Origin of the sequence: Halapricum hydrolyticum, from assembly GCF_025517535.1 — an archaeon.
GTDB lineage: Archaea > Halobacteriota > Halobacteria > Halobacteriales > Haloarculaceae > Halapricum > Halapricum hydrolyticum.
In genome coordinates this window covers 112,549-127,152 of sequence record NZ_JAOPKC010000001.1, presented here as the reverse complement: position 1 = coordinate 127,152, position 14,604 = coordinate 112,549, and the positions used below count along the sequence as shown (strand labels likewise).

Genomic DNA, 14,604 nt, shown 5'->3' with positions numbered 1-14,604 from the left:
CCCTCATCCAGTGACGTTCGATCCGGGCACGCGGCGGATGCGCGAAAAGGGACAGAGAACTTCTGCAGGTGGCTCGAGAGAAGGCAGGGCGCTCTGGGGGCTATTCGGTCTCGGGGTCGGCCGACTCGTCGGGCTGGACGGTCGCGGTCTCGGCGTGGATGCCCTGGGCTTTCTCGGCGCCGGCGATCGCTTTCCCGGCGTAGTAGGTCAGCACGGCCAGTAGGACGAACGTCGTGAAGACGATCGCGAGCTGGACGGTCGAAAGCACCGAATCGAACGCGAACGGGCCGGGCGCGTACACGAGAAACGCGACGAGGAAGAACGCGAGCATAGCCAGCGGGATGACGTTGACAGTGAGATCGAGCAGCGTGTCCCGGTCGAAGATACGGCCAGTCATATGTTTGACGTGGACCAGCGAGATAAATAGATTGTTGGTACCGGCTAAGCTGTCGGGTGTCGGCCGAACTGCCCGACTGCGCCGGTCGCGATCAACAGTACGCCGGCAGTCGCGATCGCCAGTCCGCGGCTGAGCAGGCGGTGTCCGGCGGCGTTCGGGCGGTCGACCGCGGCGACCGCGGGATCGATGCCGAACTGGCCGCCGAGTGCGATCAGGCCCGCGCCGACGACCACGAGCGCGACGCCGATGTACGCGGCAGTCCGCCAGAGGTGGCCGACGTAGTCGGCCTCGGTCAGGATCCCGGCGACGCTGGCACCAAAGAGCAGTCCACCGCCGACCGCGACGGGAAACACGCCGAGTACCAGCCCGAGTTCGGTCAGCGCGAACCCGAGCGCAACGAACACCGGCCAGGGACTGGCCATCCGGTAGCGGTCGCTGACACCCGCTTTCTCGCTCATGGGCGTGATTTGTCTTCGAGCCGAAAAGGCTCACCGGTCCCGGCGATCGGCGCAAACTATTTGGCCCAGATGGGACTTGTGCAAGATAATGACGACGCGCGCGGCCGAGCGAGTTGACGAGTGGGAGTCGCGTCCGTTCACCGACGGCTACGAGCAGCTCCGGACGCTCGCCGACCGGTCGTTTTCCGGTGCGATCACGGCAGGTCGTGCGACGCTGTACATGGTCAAGGGTACGGCCGTCGGGGTTCTCGATGGAACGATCGCGGATTTCGAGGACGCGACAGGAACGATCTACGAGGCACCGACACCGGCACTGACACTGCTGGCAGTGATGCAGGAGCGGAGCGACGAGGTGCGAGCGAAATACTACAGCGAAGAGACGCCGCTGAGCGAGGCCGACGGGAAGCTCTCGGAGGGCGGGTTCACCGGCTACGTCGAACTGTCGGAGAACGTCCTCAGCGGCGACTACTACGTCGTCTATCAGGCAGGCAAGTCCATGAGCGTGGCGTTTCTCGGAGAGAGTGGACGACTAGTTAGTGGCGAGGACGCCTTCGAACGGGCCGACGAAGAAGTCGGGATCTACAAGGTCCGGCCAGTCGCGATCGATCCGATCGAGATCCCGGAACCCGAACCCCCGAGCGACGACGCCGGCGCGGCATCCGAGGGAGTCGACACGGGCGCGGCGGCCGGAGGAGAGAACGGGGACGCGGCGTCCGAGGAAGACGACACAGACGGAGATCAACCGGCGGACGACGCGTCCGAATCGGTCGAGTCCAAGAGCGATCCGTCTCGGGCTGCGGACACGACGGGCGAGACCGACGTGCCCGACCAGGGCGGCGACCGCGAGTCGGTGACGGCCGAGCGGAATGAGTCGGCGGCGGGCGAGCGGCATCAACGTGGTGGCGAGCACCCGACGGACGCGACCGAGCCAGGGGACGAACCAGCGTCGACGGATCCGCCCGAACACGAGACCGAGCGAACGTCGCGTGACGACCAGCGACACGAGCGTGACTCGACGCCAGCACACGACGACCAGCGACACGAGCGTGACTCGACGCCAGCACACGACGACCAGCGACACGAGCCCGAACGAACAGCGCGCGACGGACAGCAGTACGAGTCCGAACGAACGTCGCGTGACGACCAGCGACACGAGCGTGACTCGACGCCGTCAGGCTCCCGCGAGTCACGACAGTCGGCACGCGATGCCGAACCGCGGCGGGATCGTCGACCGCCCGACGCCGAGAGTGCCGTCACGGAACACGTCGACGATTCGGCCACCCGGGCCGGAAACGCCCCGGACAGTTCCGGAGACGCGTCGCTCGAGCGGCGGACGATCCCGTCGGTCGACCCCGACCGGACGTGGACGCCCGACGACGACCGCTCGGCAGGCGGATCGCAATACGAACGCCCCGCCGAGACGCCCACGAGGGGGTCCCGCCAGTCGGCGTCGAGTCGACGCCGATCCGAGCAGCCGAGTCCCGAGCCAGAAGAGGCCAGGGCGGAAATCGACGATCTCGAACAGCGAATCGAGGAACTCGAAGCCAGTCGATCGGAACTGCAGGCCGAACGGGACGACCTGCAGGCACAGCTCCAGCAAGTCCGACAGGAACGAGACGACCTGCAGGGAGAGGTGCAGCGGCTTCGGAAGGAGATCGCCGAGCTCGAAGACCGTCTCGAAGCCGCGGAAGCGTCGAGCGGGTCGTCGGCCGCGGCCGAGACGCCACCGTCGACGACGGGATCGTCGCTGTCGCCTCGGGAGGCGATCGCGGGAACGAACCTGTTCGTGCGCTACGGTTCGAAAAGCGACGCGACGCTCTCGGCGGCTCACGGCGGCGGCGCGGACGCAGACGCGGTCAACGCGAACCTCTCGCTGGAATATCACACGGAGTTCGACGACTCGGAGGCCACAGTCGAGGGCGAGCCGTACGAATCGTTCCTGGAGGACACGATCCACTACCGGTTCGTCGAGTGGTTCGTCCACAAACTGCTCTACGAGATCCGGGATACTGGCCATCGGAGCGCGCTCGAAAACCTCTATGACGCGATCCCGAGGGTCGATCGCGTGGAGTTCGCCGGGACCGTCACCGTCGGTGGCGACGACGAAGAAACACCGGGGAACGAATCGTTCGACGTCGTCGTCCGGGATCGGATGGGCAACCCACTGGTAGTCACGAACCTCGACGACTCTCGGACGGCGACGACCGAAGAGATGATGACGACCCTGGTGACAGCGGCCACGCGCGCCGGCGAAACACACGACCGGCTCGCCGGTGCCTTCTTCGTCACGTCGAGTTTCTTCGATCCGGACGCACTCGAGACGGCCGCCGAAGCGACCGGCGGCGGCATCCTCAGTCGCGACAAGCGCGAGAGTTTCGTGCGACTATCGAGAAAAGACGGCTTCCACCTCTGTCTGGTCGAGTCTCGCGACGACGACTTCCACCTCTCGGTTCCGGAACTTTAGCTTTCGACTTCGGCCGCGTCGTCGATCTTCATCCCCTCGAGTTTCTCGATGATATGATCGATCTTGCCGTCGAGGTCGTCGACGAACTCGCCGGTCTGCTCGGTCGTGATCGCACCCTGACTGGACGGCTCGATGAGGTTCTCCTCTTCGAGCACACGAAGCGAGTAGCGAACCTTGTGGTGGGGGTAGCCCGTCTCGTTGGACATCTTCACGATCCCGATCGGTTCGTTCTCGATGACCATCCGCAATACCTGCAAATGGCGTTCCAGCATGTCGACTTCCTTCTCAAGCCGGTCTATCATGGCATTTGTTAACTTGTATGCCCAGGGTTTAAAGGTTGCTGTCTGTCCGAGGAAAAATCGCTACAGCGAACTACGGTGTCCCGGTATTTAGATATTGGGATATATTCACTAGCAGCCATCGCAAGTTCGGACCGTAATCTGTTTACCCGGGTGGTGGGAAGTCGGCCGTGATGACTGTCACGATCGTCGGCTCACAGCTCGGCGACGAAGGAAAGGGCGGCGTCGTCGATCTCTACGGCGACGCGGCCGACATCGTCGTTCGATATCAGGGCGGAGACAACGCGGGTCACACCGTCGTCGAAGGCGGCGAGACGTACAAGCTCTCGCTGGTGCCAAGCGGTGCGGTCCGGGGCAAGATCGGCGTGCTCGGTAACGGCTGCGTGATCAATCCGCGAACGCTGTTCGAGGAGCTCGACTCGCTTCGCGAACGCGGACTCGACCCGGACGTTCGCGTCGCCGAGCGCGCACACGTGATCATGCCGTTCCATCGCGTGCTGGACTCGATCGAGGAAGACGTCAAAAGCGAGGACGACCAGGAGGTCGGCACGACCGGCCGCGGTATCGGCCCGACCTACGAAGACAAGGCCGGCCGCCGCGGGGTCCGGATCGGCGACCTGCTCGACCCGGCCGTGCTCCGGGAGCGACTGGAGTACGTCGTCCCACAGAAGCGTGCGCTCGCCGAGGAGGTCTACGGACTGAATCCGGAAGACACCGAGTACCCGAAGGCCTTCGATGTCGACGCATTGCACGAGGAGTTCAGCGAATACGGCCGCCGGCTGGATTCGATGGCGGTCAACGCCGGGCAGTTCCTCACCGAGGCCAGAGCCGAGGGCAAGAACGTCATGCTCGAGGGGGCACAGGGGACGCTTCTGGACATCGATCACGGCAACTACCCGTACGTGACTTCGTCGAACCCGACCGCTGGCGGGGCCTGCGTCGGGAGCGGGCTCGCGCCGGGCGTCGTGGGTGACGGGGAAGTGATCGGCGTCGTCAAGGCGTACCTGACCCGCGTCGGCTCCGGCCCGATGCCGACCGAACTGGGCGGCGTCGTCGGCGACACGCCCGGATACGACGAGCAAGGCGAGGGCGAAAACGAGGAGCTGGCGACGTACATCCGCGAGGAGGGTGACGAGTACGGCACTGTCACCGGCCGGCCGCGCCGCGTCGGCTGGCTCGACATGCCGATGTTGCGCCACGCGGCCCGCGCGTCCGGCTTTACCGGCCTCGCGGTCAACCACGTCGACACGCTCGCCGGTCTGGACGAGGTGAAAGTCGGCCACACCTACACACTGGACGGCGAGGAATGCAAGACGGTCCCCGCGACGACCGAACAGTGGGCCCGCTGCGCGGCCAGCTTCCGCACGTTCGAGGGCTGGCCGGAGCAAGACTGGGGCGCCGTCGCAGACGAGGGGTACGACGCACTCCACGAGAACGCCCGAGAGTACCTGGAATATCTCAGCAACGAACTTGACGCGCCGATCTACGCGGTCGGCATCGGCCCCGGTCGCGAGCAGTCGCTCGTGCTCGAAGCACCCGAGTATTGATACTGCCGCTGTGCGTCCGTCAAGACGTTCGTCGGGTCGGTCGATCCACGGGGTGAACCGCGGTCGCTGACCGCAAACTACTGTGCCACCGCCAGGGGCTGCTGTCCTCGACGGGGCACGGACGCGTCAAGGCAGGGCGGAGAGGGCGTCAGGTCGGCAGCCTCTCTGATCCACGCTCCGCGCGAAGCGATTCAGGGACGACGAGGGCGCTGCTTTTGCCGTTCGAGAACCTAACGGAGCTACATGGCGAGCCAGTCGAGAGAGCAGCCCGTGGGCCGGTCCGGGAGCAGTGACGCCGTCGCCGACGAGCGGGACGACGAAGTGGATGCGAGAGCCCGGAGGGCGACCGCTCCGCCGGCCATCTCCGTCGAGGGGCTGTCGAAGACGTTCGGGAGCGGCCCGGACGCGGTCACCGCGGTCAACGACGTCTCGTTCACCGTCGAGCGCGGGTCGGTCGTCGGCCTGCTCGGTCCCAACGGCGCGGGCAAGACGACGACTATCAAGTCCATTCTCGGGATGGTTCTGCCGGACGAAGGGTCGGTTCGAATCCGGGGCATCGACGTGCACGCGAACCCGCGCCAGGCGTACCGGCACGTCGACGCCATGCTCGAGGGGGCCCGCAACGACTACTGGCGGCTGACCGTTCGGGAGAACCTCCGGTACTTCAGCACGATAAGCGGCGTCGACCCGAACGCGGTCGCGGACCGCCACGAGTCGCTGCTGGCACAGCTCGACCTCGCCGGGCGGGCGGACACGCCGGTCCGAGACCTCTCGCGGGGGATGAAACAGAAAGTGTCGCTGGCCTCCGTGCTCGCGACCGATGCGGACGTGGTCTTTCTCGACGAGCCGACGCTCGGCCTCGACGTCGAGAGTTCGCTCACACTCCGGCGAGAGCTCCGTCGCATCGTCGCCGAGCGTGGCCTGACGGTCGTCCTCTCGAGCCACGACATGGACGTCATCGAAGACGTCTGTGACCGCGTCGTCATTATGAGCGACGGGCAGGTCATCGCCGACGACAGCGTCACCAGCCTGCTCGGCGGCTTCGACACGCACGGCTACCGTATCAGGGGCCAGGACTTCGACGAGCAGACCGTTGCGGCCATCCGCGAGCGCTTCGAGGTGACCGAAGTCGAGCGCTTCGACGGTCGCGTCCACGTGGAGGTCGCGACCGACTCCGCAGGCTTCTACGAGCTGACTGACCTGCTGGAGGCCCACGGCGTCACCCTCGACGCCGTGAACACCGTCGAACCCGACCTCGAAGAGGCGTTCCTGGAGATGACCGGCGGCGGTGCGCGATGAGCAGCCCCGACCCCACCGTCCCCCCGGGCGACGCGGGCGGAGAGTCCGCGGAGGCGGGGTATTATCACCTCGCGAAGGCCGTCCTTTACCGCGAATACCTCATATTCGTGCGCTACCCGGCCAACGCTGTCGGAGCGATCGTCGTCTCGCTCATCTTCTTCGGTCTCCTGTTCTATGGCGGCCGGATGCTCGCAGGGCAGGCGCTGACGGATTCGCTCGAAGGCATCGTCGTCGGCTACTTCCTGTGGACGCTGTCGGTCGGCGCTTACTCCTCGGTCTCGAACGACATCCGCAGCGACGTCTCCTGGGGAACGCTGGAGCGACACTTCATGACGCCGTTCGGGTTCGCACCGGTGGCGTTCGCGAAAGGCGTCGCGAAGGTAGTCCGAACGTTCCTCACCTCGACAGTCGTCCTCGCGGTCATGCTGCTCGTCACCGGGACGACACTGGCGCTGCCCGTCGTGACGATCCTCGTCGTGGCGACGTTCACCATCCTCTCGGTGATGGGACTTGGCTTCGCAGCCGGGGGGCTGTCGGTGCTGTACAAGCGCATCGGGAACTGGCTGAATCTCCTCCAGTTCGGGTTCGTCGTCCTCATCTCCGCGCCGGCGTTCGAACTCAGCTGGACGGAGTTCCTGCCGCTCGTCCACGGGAGCGCGCTCCTCCAGCGAGCGATGCGAGACGGAACCCGCATCTGGGAGTTCTCGCCCGCTGACCTCGCGCTGCTCGTCGGCGTTGCGGCCGTCTACGTCGTGGCCGGCTACGCCGTCTTCCACTACGCCAGCAGACGGGCGCGGCGACTCGGCGTCCTCGGTGACTACTGACCGACGTCGTCAGAATGGCAGCGACGGGTCCGGACTACTCAAGCGCCTTGACGTTGTGCACGGGATCCAGCCAGTCGACGACCTCCGCGGTCGGTTCGATCGACGCGGCGATCCGCCCGGCGTCCTTGTACGCGATCGGCGCTTCGTCCAGCACAGATTCGACCAGTGACTCCGAGTAGACGCCGTCCATCCGCTCGCGAAGCTCCTCGACGGACGCGCGTTCGCTGGCCTCGCGACGGCTCATCGTCCGGCCCGCACCATGGGGTGCCGTCCGGTTCCACGCCTCGTTGCCCTTCCCGCGAGCCAGTATCGACCCGTCGGCCATGTTGAACGGGACGACCAGCCGCTGGCCGTCCCTCGCCGGAGTCGCGCCCTTCCGGATCGTCAGATCCCGGAAGTCGATGTAGTTGTGGATCGACTGGAACCGATCGAGCGGCTCGACGCCCAGCGCCTCGCAGATGGCGTCGCTCATCAGCTCGCGGTTCCAGCGGGCGTACTGCTGAGCGAAGAGCATGTCGACGTAGTAGCCGTGGGCCTCGCGGCCGTCGAGATAGTCCAGGTCCGTGTTGCGCGTCCCCGGCTCCGGCTCGATGTCGTTGAGCCGGTCGAACGTCCGCTCGATAGCCTCGCCGTCGTGATCTTCGAGGACCGCTTCGCGATCGATGTGGGACTCGCCCATCCCGCCGGTGACCCAGGCGTACAGGTCGGCGTCGCTGACCGTCTCGGGGTCGAATGTGAGATACGGATAGTCCTCGTCGTCGATCGCCTCGCGGATCGCGTCGGCGTTCCGGAGATCGGTCGCTCGCTGTTGCCAGTACTCGGCGACGGCCAGTCCCAGGTAGCGCGACCCGCTGTGGATCACCAACCAGTACTCGCCCGACTCCCGAGCGCGGGCGAACTCGACGAAGTGGTTGCCGCCGCCGAGCGTCCCGGCGCTTTTGATGACGTGGCCGATCCCCTGGCGCTTCCGGGAGAGGACGCGATCGCACAGCGCTTTGAAGTACTGCTCGCCGTACCCCGAGAACTCGAAGGAGAGCGGCTCGATCGGTCGACCGAACCGCTCGCGATAGGTGCCCTCGAAACGCTGGAAGACCCTGTTGGCGCGCTCGAAGGGGAACTCCTCGACGAGGTGTGGGGCGTCGTCGTACTCGTGAACCGCTCGCCCCATCGGGACTGCCTCGCGGACGCGTCGCTCGCGTTCGGGATCCGAAAGTGGCAGCGTCTCGCCGAGATTCGTCGCGGCCATGCCACAACCGACGTCGACGCCGACGACGTTCGGAACGATTCGGTCGGGCAGCGACATCGTGAACCCGACCGGCGCGCCGGCTCCCCAGTGTGTGTCGGGCATGATCACGACCGGTTCGGTGAACGCCTCGTGATCGATCAGCGTCTGGATCTGCTCGCGGGCTGACGTCTCGAGTAGCGACTCGTCGTCGATCATCACCGTCGCAGTCGTGTACTCCCCGTCGAGCTCGAGTGGCATCGACAGCTATCGCTTGGCTAGCCCCTCCTAATAGGCTGGCGGTGGCTCCTGTGCTCGCGACCGGTGAGGGCGGCCGGAATATACGGCCGGCTATCACATTTCGAAACCATTCGATACCCCGTCGTGCCGAATATCGTTCCGAACGTATAGCCGGAGAAGACATACCGGCAGAATCGGCTGCTGAGAGACGAGTCGACACCTTCATATGTCGGCGATGAGATGATTTATGCAACTCATCGCCCCGGTTGGTCCCCGGGATGCACGGCAAAGGCAGTGGTGGTAACAGATGAATAATCACACGGACGGTCAGGCTCCGCTAACGCGACGGCAGGTAGTCGCGGGCGGAGCTGCCGGCGTGGCCGCGCTCTCCGGCGGCTGTCTGGGTTCGGTGCGGAACCTTCTCGGTCTTGCGTCGGCCAGTCAGGTGTCGCTTCGGGTCGTCGCACCGCCGGTCGACTGGGATCGGCGAGCGAACGAGATCGCGGGCCAGCTCGTCAACCGACTCGAGAAGGTGGGGGTCGACACGCGGTTTCCCTTGCTTCCGCCGGAACAGTTCCGAGAGCAGATCCTCTATCGGCGCGACTTCGACGTGTACGTGGGAACGATGCCAGTCAGATCAGATCCGGATTTCCTGCGTCCGCTACTCACGTCGACGCGCACGAACGAGCTCGGGTGGCAGAACCCCTTCGGGTTCACGGACAAGGCACTCGACGAACGGCTTGACGCCCAGCGTCGGCAGGCCGGCGCCGATCGGGCCGACGTCGTGCGCGATATGCTGCAGACGATCGCCGGCGAGCAGCCGTTCGTCCCGATCGCAACCGACAGAGCGATCGCAGCCGTCAGAACGGACGCGTTCGCCGGCTGGGAACGCACGCGGCTTCGGGACCCGACCTGGCTGTTCGAGATCGAACCAGTTGAAGAAAGCGTAGACGGGCAGACGCTTCGCGTCACGGCGAAAGACAAGCGGATAACCGAGCGGCTGAATCCACTCGTCCCCTGGATCAATGAATTCGACCTGGTGAGATCGTTGCTGTACGATCCGCTGGCCAGATACTACGACGGAGCGGTTCGTCCCTGGCTGGCCCGGGAGTGGTCAATCGACGGCGACGAACTGACAGTCACGCTCCGACCGGGACTACGCTGGCACGACGGCGAACCGTTGACGGCCGAAGACGTCCGGTTCACGTATCAGTTCGTATCAGACACGTCACTCGACTCGACAGAAGCCGTCTATCCCGCCCCGACCTTCCAGCGTCAGGCGAGCCTCGTCGACGAAGTAACGGTACTCGGAGAGCGCCAGGTCCGGATGCGTATGGACGCGTCCGGCGCCGTCGCACCCGACGCCCTCACAGTGGCGCTGTTGCCCAAACACATCTGGGAATCACGGACGAACGTCGTCGACGCACAGACCGGGCTGACACGAGCGATTACACACGGCAACACAGATGCCATCGGATCCGGCCCGATGGCCCTCAAGAGCCGACGAAGAGAGCGTTCGCTGCGGCTCAGCCGGGTCGGGAACCACCCCGTGAACCGCGACGACGACTCCGAACTCGCCCGTCGGTTCGGTCCACTCGCGTTCACCGAACTCGTCGTTCGCGTGACGCCCTCCGACCTGACGATGGTCTCGTTCCTGGAAGAGGGTAAAGCCGACGTCACGGTACCGCACCTCGACAACGAAGTCGTCTCGCGGATCGTGACGAACGACGAACTATCGGTCGCCACCAGTCCGTCTCGGACGCTGTATCACGTCGGCTTCAACGCGCGGCGACGGCCGCTTCGAACCCCCGGCTTCCGTCGTGCGGTCGCACACCTGATAAACAAGGCCAGCGTCGTCGACTCAGTCTTCGGTGGGTACGCAGACCCGCACACGTCCCCGGTACTTGATGAATCGTGGATCCCCGGGAACATTCGGTGGAACGGCGGCGATCCCGAGGTTCCGTTCGCAGGAGTCGAAGACGAACTGGACGCCGACCGTGCTCGCGAACATTTCCGCGCGGCCGGCTTTCACTACGGTGAGGACGGACGATTGGTATACTAACAGCGCGACAGACGAGATAACATATGGCACTATTCGATGTCCTGCTTGATGTGACGACGGTGACGGTAGCACTGCTGGCAGTCTCTCTCGTCTTGATCGTCGGCGTTGGCCGACTCCGGTCGATCTATCGGGACGGGCTCCGGAAGCGCATCGCGGCAGCACTGCCGTATCTCGTCTTTCTGGGGATCGTGCTCGGTGTCATGGGCACGTTTCGGAGGGTCGGTTCCGACCTCTCGTGGGTCGTCGGCATCGAGATCAGTTCGTACATCCTCGACTTCGAAGGCGGTGCCGTTATCCTGTGGCTGCAGTCGTTCGAGTCATCTGCCCTGACGGCGTATTTCACAGGAGTCTACATTTACGGCTACGTGTATCTGCTTATCTTTCCGTTCCTGGCGTATCTCCTTGCGAGCGACCACCAGCCGTTTCGAACGCTGTCGCTGGCCTACGCGTTCAATTACGTCGTCGGGATCCTGCTGTACGTCACGTTCATCGCGTACGGTCCGCGAAACTACGAGCACCTCGGCGTGGCACAGTTCCTGTACGACACCTGGCCCCAGTCTCAGTTGCTCACCTCCGAGGTCAACGTCAACACGAACGTGTTCCCGTCGCTGCACTCCTCCGTGTCGACGACGATCGCGATCCTTGCCGTCAAGACCCGCGACCGCTATCCCCGGTGGCCGCTGATCGCGGTCCCGCTCGCGGTATCGGTCTGTGTCTCGACGATGTATCTCGCGATCCACTGGGCGACCGACGTCGTTGCCGGGATCGGCCTGGCTGTCATCGCTGTCTGGTTCGCCGAGCGGTATTACGATCAGTACGTCATGTTCATCGAGTGGTCCCGGGACCGCGCTCTCGAGACGTATCGCGGCCTGCGACAATGACGGCGCGGCGTGTCCACAGGTTCTTGGTTTCGCCCATCACAGGACAGGTATGACACGAGTCACAGTCGGGGGTCGGATCCACTTCGGGTTCCAGAACCTCTCGCTGGCACACGATCGGCTGTACGGCGGCGTCGGCGTCGGTCTGTCGGAGCCGCGTCTGGTGCTGACGGCACAGCCTGCCGACGACGTGTCCTGTGACTGGCCCGCCGTTGCCGCGTACGTCGCCCGTGCGGTGGACGTGCTCGGCGTCCCGGGGGCGGACGTAACAGTCGAACAGCGGCTCCCGCGCCACGTCGGTTTCGGCAGCGGGACGCGACTCGCACTGGCGAGTCTGGTCGCTGTCGCCCGCGCGTACGACCGCTCGGTCGACGTCAGAGACGTGGCACCCGATCTCGGTCGCGGCGGTCGGAGCGGAGTCGGCATCGCGACCTTCGAGGCCGGCGGCTTCGTCGTCGACGCCGGACATCCGACGGAGTTGTTCACGAGTGCGCCGCCTGCCGAGGGCGAGTGGACTGTCCCGCCAGTGGTCGCTCGCCACGATGTGCCCGGGACGTGGCGCTTCCTGCTGGTGACGCCCGACGTCGAGCGGGGTCGCAGCGGCGATCCGGAAGACGCGAGCATCAGATCGGTCGTCGAGCGGGCCGATCCCGGGATTGCCGACGACATCGCGCTCGTGCTCACCCGGCAGTTGCTCCCGGCGATCGCGACCGGCGACTACGAGACGTTCGGACGCGCCGTCGCCCGCCTGAGCCGCCTGAACGGGGCGTGGTACGCCGACGAGCAAGGCGGCGTCTATCGACCGCCGGCCGGTCGGCTGATCGACGCACTCGATTCCATCCCCGGGATCTCGGGTGCCGGCCAATCGTCCTGGGGGCCGACCGTCTACGGCATCACCCACGCGTCGACGGCCGACACCGCCGAACGAATGGCTCGCGACGCGCTTGCGGACCTCGGACTGGACGGGACGGTTCGTCTCGTCGAGGCCGCGACGACCGGCGCATCTGTCGATTGACAGCCGCTCGCGAATGGCTGCCAAATTTGCTTGAACCACAACCGACTGCCCCGGGCCCGACCTGTATGCGTGCATGCCGCGACTCGAAGCGATATACGTCTATCCGATCAAATCCCTCGACGGTCTCGAACTCGAGACGGCACAGATCGACCCTGGAGGGTCGCTAGCGCGGGACCGACAGTACGCGATGATCGATTCGGACGGCGAGTACGTCAACGGCAAGCGGACGGCTGCTGTCCATCGCATCGACGCCGACTTCGGTCCGGGCGGGGCGATCGTCACGTTCGACGACGCGACAGAGACGGCACGGTTCGACCTCGAAGGCGAGCGCGAGCGCGCCCAGGCGTGGCTCGACGAGCGGTTCGAGGCCGAGATCGAACTCGTTCGCGACGACCACCTGGGCTTTCCCGACGATACGACCGACACCGGTCCGACCGTAATTTCGACGGGGACGCTGGACGTCGTCACCGAGTGGTTCGACGCGATCGACGGCCCCGGAGAGATGCGTCGCCGACTCCGTCCGAATCTCGTCGTCGATGCGGCACCGTTCTGGGAGGATCGACTCTATGCAGGGCCCGACGAGTACGTCGAGTTCGACGTCGGAGACGTTACCTTCGAGGGGTACGGGCCCTGCCAGCGGTGTGTGGTTCCCTCGCGCGATCCCGACACTGGCAGTCCGATCGAGGGGTTCCGGACGACGTTCGTCGAAAAGCGTCGAGAGACGCTGCCGTCGTGGGCGAACGACGAGCAGTTCGACCACTACTACCGGGTGATGGTCAACACGCGCACGCCGCCCGAATCCCGTGGCGAGCGGTTTTCAGCCGGAGCGGAAGTCGTGATCGGCGACGTCGTCGATCGCTAGAGGTGCTGGTCCAGAAAGCCGATCTGGCGCGGGAGCGTCCGCTCGCGCCAGTCCGGATCGTCGATCATCCCGTGCCCGGCCCCCTCGCCGGTGACCACCTCGACCGGCACGTCCGCGTCGCGGAGCGTCCCGGCGAGCACCGTCGTCGAGCGGTACGGGACGATCGAGTCCTCGGTCCCGTGCACGAGCATGGCGGGCGGATCGCCGGGATCGACGTGCGTGACGGGCGAGCCTTCTTGGAGCGTCGCTTCGCTGGCATCCGGGCCGAAGAACGCCGCGACGAGCAGGTTCTCCTCGGCTTCCGGGACGGTGAAATCGTACGGGCCGCTGTAGCCGACGACAGCGTCGACAGCCGCCGAGGCGTCGAGCTCGAAATCCCGTGGCTGGAAGCGCTCGTAGCCGGGGGCGAGCGCGACCAGCGTCGCGAGGTGAGCACCCGCGGAGTAGCCAGCGAGCGCGCTGCGCGAGCCGTCGATGTCGTACGTGTCCGCGTTGGCCCGAACCCACGCGACCGCCGCGACGACGTCGCGAACCGCGGCGGGATAGCGTCGCTCCTGTGCCAGTCGATACTGGACGTCCGCGACCGCGTATCCGTTCGCCGTCAGTCGGTCGAACATCAGACGGTGTCCCTTGTCGCCGCCGATCCAGCCACCGCCGTGTGCGAACACGACGAACGGGTGATCCTCACCTTCGCCCGGCAGATAGAGATCGAGCTTCAGTTCCCGTTCCGGCGTCTCCTGGAAGACGACGTCTCGCCGGTCACTGTCTGATTCTGTCCCGGTATCGTCGCCTTCTGTCGGCGTCGTCCCGATACTGTCCGACGACGGTGGCCGTGTCGTCGTGGTTTCGCCACTGTCCGACGACGGTGTCGCCGTCCCCTCGGCTGTCGAAATCGTATCCGTCGGCGTCGTTTCGCCGCTGGAACACCCCGTGAGCACCGCCCCGGCAGCGGTCGTCAACACCCCCCGACGCGTCCACCGTGCGTCAGTACTGCGCTCCATGTATCTCGTCGCTCGAAGAGCGGCCGGATCAACCTG

Annotated in this window: 13 protein-coding genes; 8 read left to right on the top strand and 5 right to left on the bottom strand. The window is 65.6% G+C overall.

Features of this window, described 5'->3' with window-relative positions; genetic code table 11:
• Window positions 1-100: 100 nt before the first annotated feature.
• Together OB916_RS00615 and OB916_RS00610 are read right to left on the bottom strand one after the other, a co-directional pair.
• Window positions 101-397 carry a DUF6684 family protein gene (locus OB916_RS00615; RefSeq protein ID WP_315907338.1) on the bottom strand — a complete coding sequence of 99 codons (297 nt, stop codon included), beginning with the start codon at window positions 395-397 and terminating at the stop codon, window positions 101-103.
• Window positions 398-441: 44 nt separating this feature from the next.
• Window positions 442-855: a DUF7541 family protein gene (locus tag OB916_RS00610; RefSeq protein ID WP_315907337.1), complete on the bottom strand. Its 414-nt coding sequence runs from the start codon at window positions 853-855 to the stop codon at window positions 442-444.
• A gap of 88 nt (window positions 856-943) precedes the next feature.
• Here OB916_RS00610 and OB916_RS00605 point away from each other — a divergent pair, with 88 nt between their 5' ends.
• Window positions 944-3,319 (top strand): DUF7527 domain-containing protein, encoded by a 2,376-nt coding sequence (locus OB916_RS00605; protein ID WP_315907336.1) that lies wholly within the window; start codon window positions 944-946, stop codon window positions 3,317-3,319.
• On the opposite strand, the gene OB916_RS00600 is transcribed toward OB916_RS00605, so the two are convergent.
• Window positions 3,316-3,621 (bottom strand): hypothetical protein, encoded by a 306-nt coding sequence (locus OB916_RS00600; protein WP_315907335.1) that lies wholly within the window; start codon window positions 3,619-3,621, stop codon window positions 3,316-3,318. The two genes, OB916_RS00605 and OB916_RS00600, sit on opposite strands and share 4 nt — an antisense overlap.
• Before the next feature lie 170 nt (window positions 3,622-3,791).
• Between OB916_RS00600 and OB916_RS00595 the strand changes: the two genes are divergently transcribed.
• The 3 genes from OB916_RS00595 (at window position 3,792) to OB916_RS00585 (ending at window position 7,288) form a co-directional block, all read left to right on the top strand.
• Window positions 3,792-5,165, top strand: coding sequence for an adenylosuccinate synthase (locus OB916_RS00595; RefSeq protein WP_315907334.1), 1,374 nt, complete (start codon window positions 3,792-3,794; stop codon window positions 5,163-5,165).
• Between the two features lie 243 nt (window positions 5,166-5,408).
• Entirely contained in the window at window positions 5,409-6,464 is a 1,056-nt protein-coding gene (locus OB916_RS00590; protein ID WP_315907333.1) for an ABC transporter ATP-binding protein, read from the top strand.
• Window positions 6,461-7,288 (top strand): ABC transporter permease, encoded by an 828-nt coding sequence (locus OB916_RS00585; RefSeq protein WP_315907332.1) that lies wholly within the window; start codon window positions 6,461-6,463, stop codon window positions 7,286-7,288. Before OB916_RS00590 ends, OB916_RS00585 begins: the two co-directional genes overlap by 4 nt.
• 34 nt (window positions 7,289-7,322) lie before the next feature.
• Here OB916_RS00585 and OB916_RS00580 read toward each other — a convergent pair whose 3' ends face one another.
• Entirely contained in the window at window positions 7,323-8,771 is a 1,449-nt protein-coding gene (locus tag OB916_RS00580) for an RtcB family protein (protein WP_315907331.1), read from the bottom strand.
• Window positions 8,772-9,057: 286 nt separating this feature from the next.
• Here OB916_RS00580 and OB916_RS00575 point away from each other — a divergent pair, with 286 nt between their 5' ends.
• The 4 genes from OB916_RS00575 to OB916_RS00560 all read left to right on the top strand — a co-directional run bounded on the left by OB916_RS00575 (window position 9,058) and on the right by OB916_RS00560 (window position 13,567).
• On the top strand, window positions 9,058-10,812 hold the full coding sequence (locus OB916_RS00575) for an ABC transporter substrate-binding protein (RefSeq protein ID WP_315907330.1): 1,755 nt from the start codon (window positions 9,058-9,060) through the stop codon (window positions 10,810-10,812).
• Window positions 10,813-10,835: 23 nt separating this feature from the next.
• Complete coding sequence (locus OB916_RS00570) at window positions 10,836-11,693, top strand: phosphatase PAP2 family protein (protein WP_315907329.1); 858 nt, start codon at window positions 10,836-10,838, stop codon at window positions 11,691-11,693.
• 49 nt (window positions 11,694-11,742) lie between these two features.
• Window positions 11,743-12,705 (top strand): beta-ribofuranosylaminobenzene 5'-phosphate synthase family protein, encoded by a 963-nt coding sequence (locus OB916_RS00565; RefSeq protein WP_315907328.1) that lies wholly within the window; start codon window positions 11,743-11,745, stop codon window positions 12,703-12,705.
• A 73-nt stretch (window positions 12,706-12,778) separates the two neighbouring features.
• Window positions 12,779-13,567 carry an MOSC domain-containing protein gene (locus OB916_RS00560; RefSeq protein ID WP_315907327.1) on the top strand — a complete coding sequence of 263 codons (789 nt, stop codon included), beginning with the start codon at window positions 12,779-12,781 and terminating at the stop codon, window positions 13,565-13,567.
• Here OB916_RS00560 and OB916_RS00555 read toward each other — a convergent pair.
• Window positions 13,564-14,568 (bottom strand): alpha/beta hydrolase, encoded by a 1,005-nt coding sequence (locus OB916_RS00555; RefSeq protein WP_315907326.1) that lies wholly within the window; start codon window positions 14,566-14,568, stop codon window positions 13,564-13,566. The genes OB916_RS00560 and OB916_RS00555 overlap by 4 nt on opposite strands.
• Window positions 14,569-14,604 lie beyond the last annotated feature (36 nt).

What these genes read in the sequence shown, in the direction of transcription:
- OB916_RS00615 (WP_315907338.1), bottom strand. Translation starts at nt 397, where the DNA reads ATGACTGGCCGTATCTTCGACCGGGACACGCTGCTCGATCTCACTGTC.
- OB916_RS00610 (WP_315907337.1), bottom strand. Translation starts at nt 855, where the DNA reads ATGAGCGAGAAAGCGGGTGTCAGCGACCGCTACCGGATGGCCAGTCCC.
- OB916_RS00605 (WP_315907336.1), top strand. Translation starts at nt 944, where the DNA reads ATGACGACGCGCGCGGCCGAGCGAGTTGACGAGTGGGAGTCGCGTCCG.
- OB916_RS00600 (WP_315907335.1), bottom strand. Translation starts at nt 3,621, where the DNA reads ATGATAGACCGGCTTGAGAAGGAAGTCGACATGCTGGAACGCCATTTG.
- OB916_RS00595 (WP_315907334.1), top strand. Translation starts at nt 3,792, where the DNA reads ATGACTGTCACGATCGTCGGCTCACAGCTCGGCGACGAAGGAAAGGGC.
- OB916_RS00590 (WP_315907333.1), top strand. Translation starts at nt 5,409, where the DNA reads ATGGCGAGCCAGTCGAGAGAGCAGCCCGTGGGCCGGTCCGGGAGCAGT.
- OB916_RS00585 (WP_315907332.1), top strand. Translation starts at nt 6,461, where the DNA reads ATGAGCAGCCCCGACCCCACCGTCCCCCCGGGCGACGCGGGCGGAGAG.
- OB916_RS00580 (WP_315907331.1), bottom strand. Translation starts at nt 8,771, where the DNA reads ATGCCACTCGAGCTCGACGGGGAGTACACGACTGCGACGGTGATGATC.
- OB916_RS00575 (WP_315907330.1), top strand. Translation starts at nt 9,058, where the DNA reads ATGAATAATCACACGGACGGTCAGGCTCCGCTAACGCGACGGCAGGTA.
- OB916_RS00570 (WP_315907329.1), top strand. Translation starts at nt 10,836, where the DNA reads ATGGCACTATTCGATGTCCTGCTTGATGTGACGACGGTGACGGTAGCA.
- OB916_RS00565 (WP_315907328.1), top strand. Translation starts at nt 11,743, where the DNA reads ATGACACGAGTCACAGTCGGGGGTCGGATCCACTTCGGGTTCCAGAAC.
- OB916_RS00560 (WP_315907327.1), top strand. Translation starts at nt 12,779, where the DNA reads ATGCCGCGACTCGAAGCGATATACGTCTATCCGATCAAATCCCTCGAC.
- OB916_RS00555 (WP_315907326.1), bottom strand. Translation starts at nt 14,568, where the DNA reads ATGGAGCGCAGTACTGACGCACGGTGGACGCGTCGGGGGGTGTTGACG.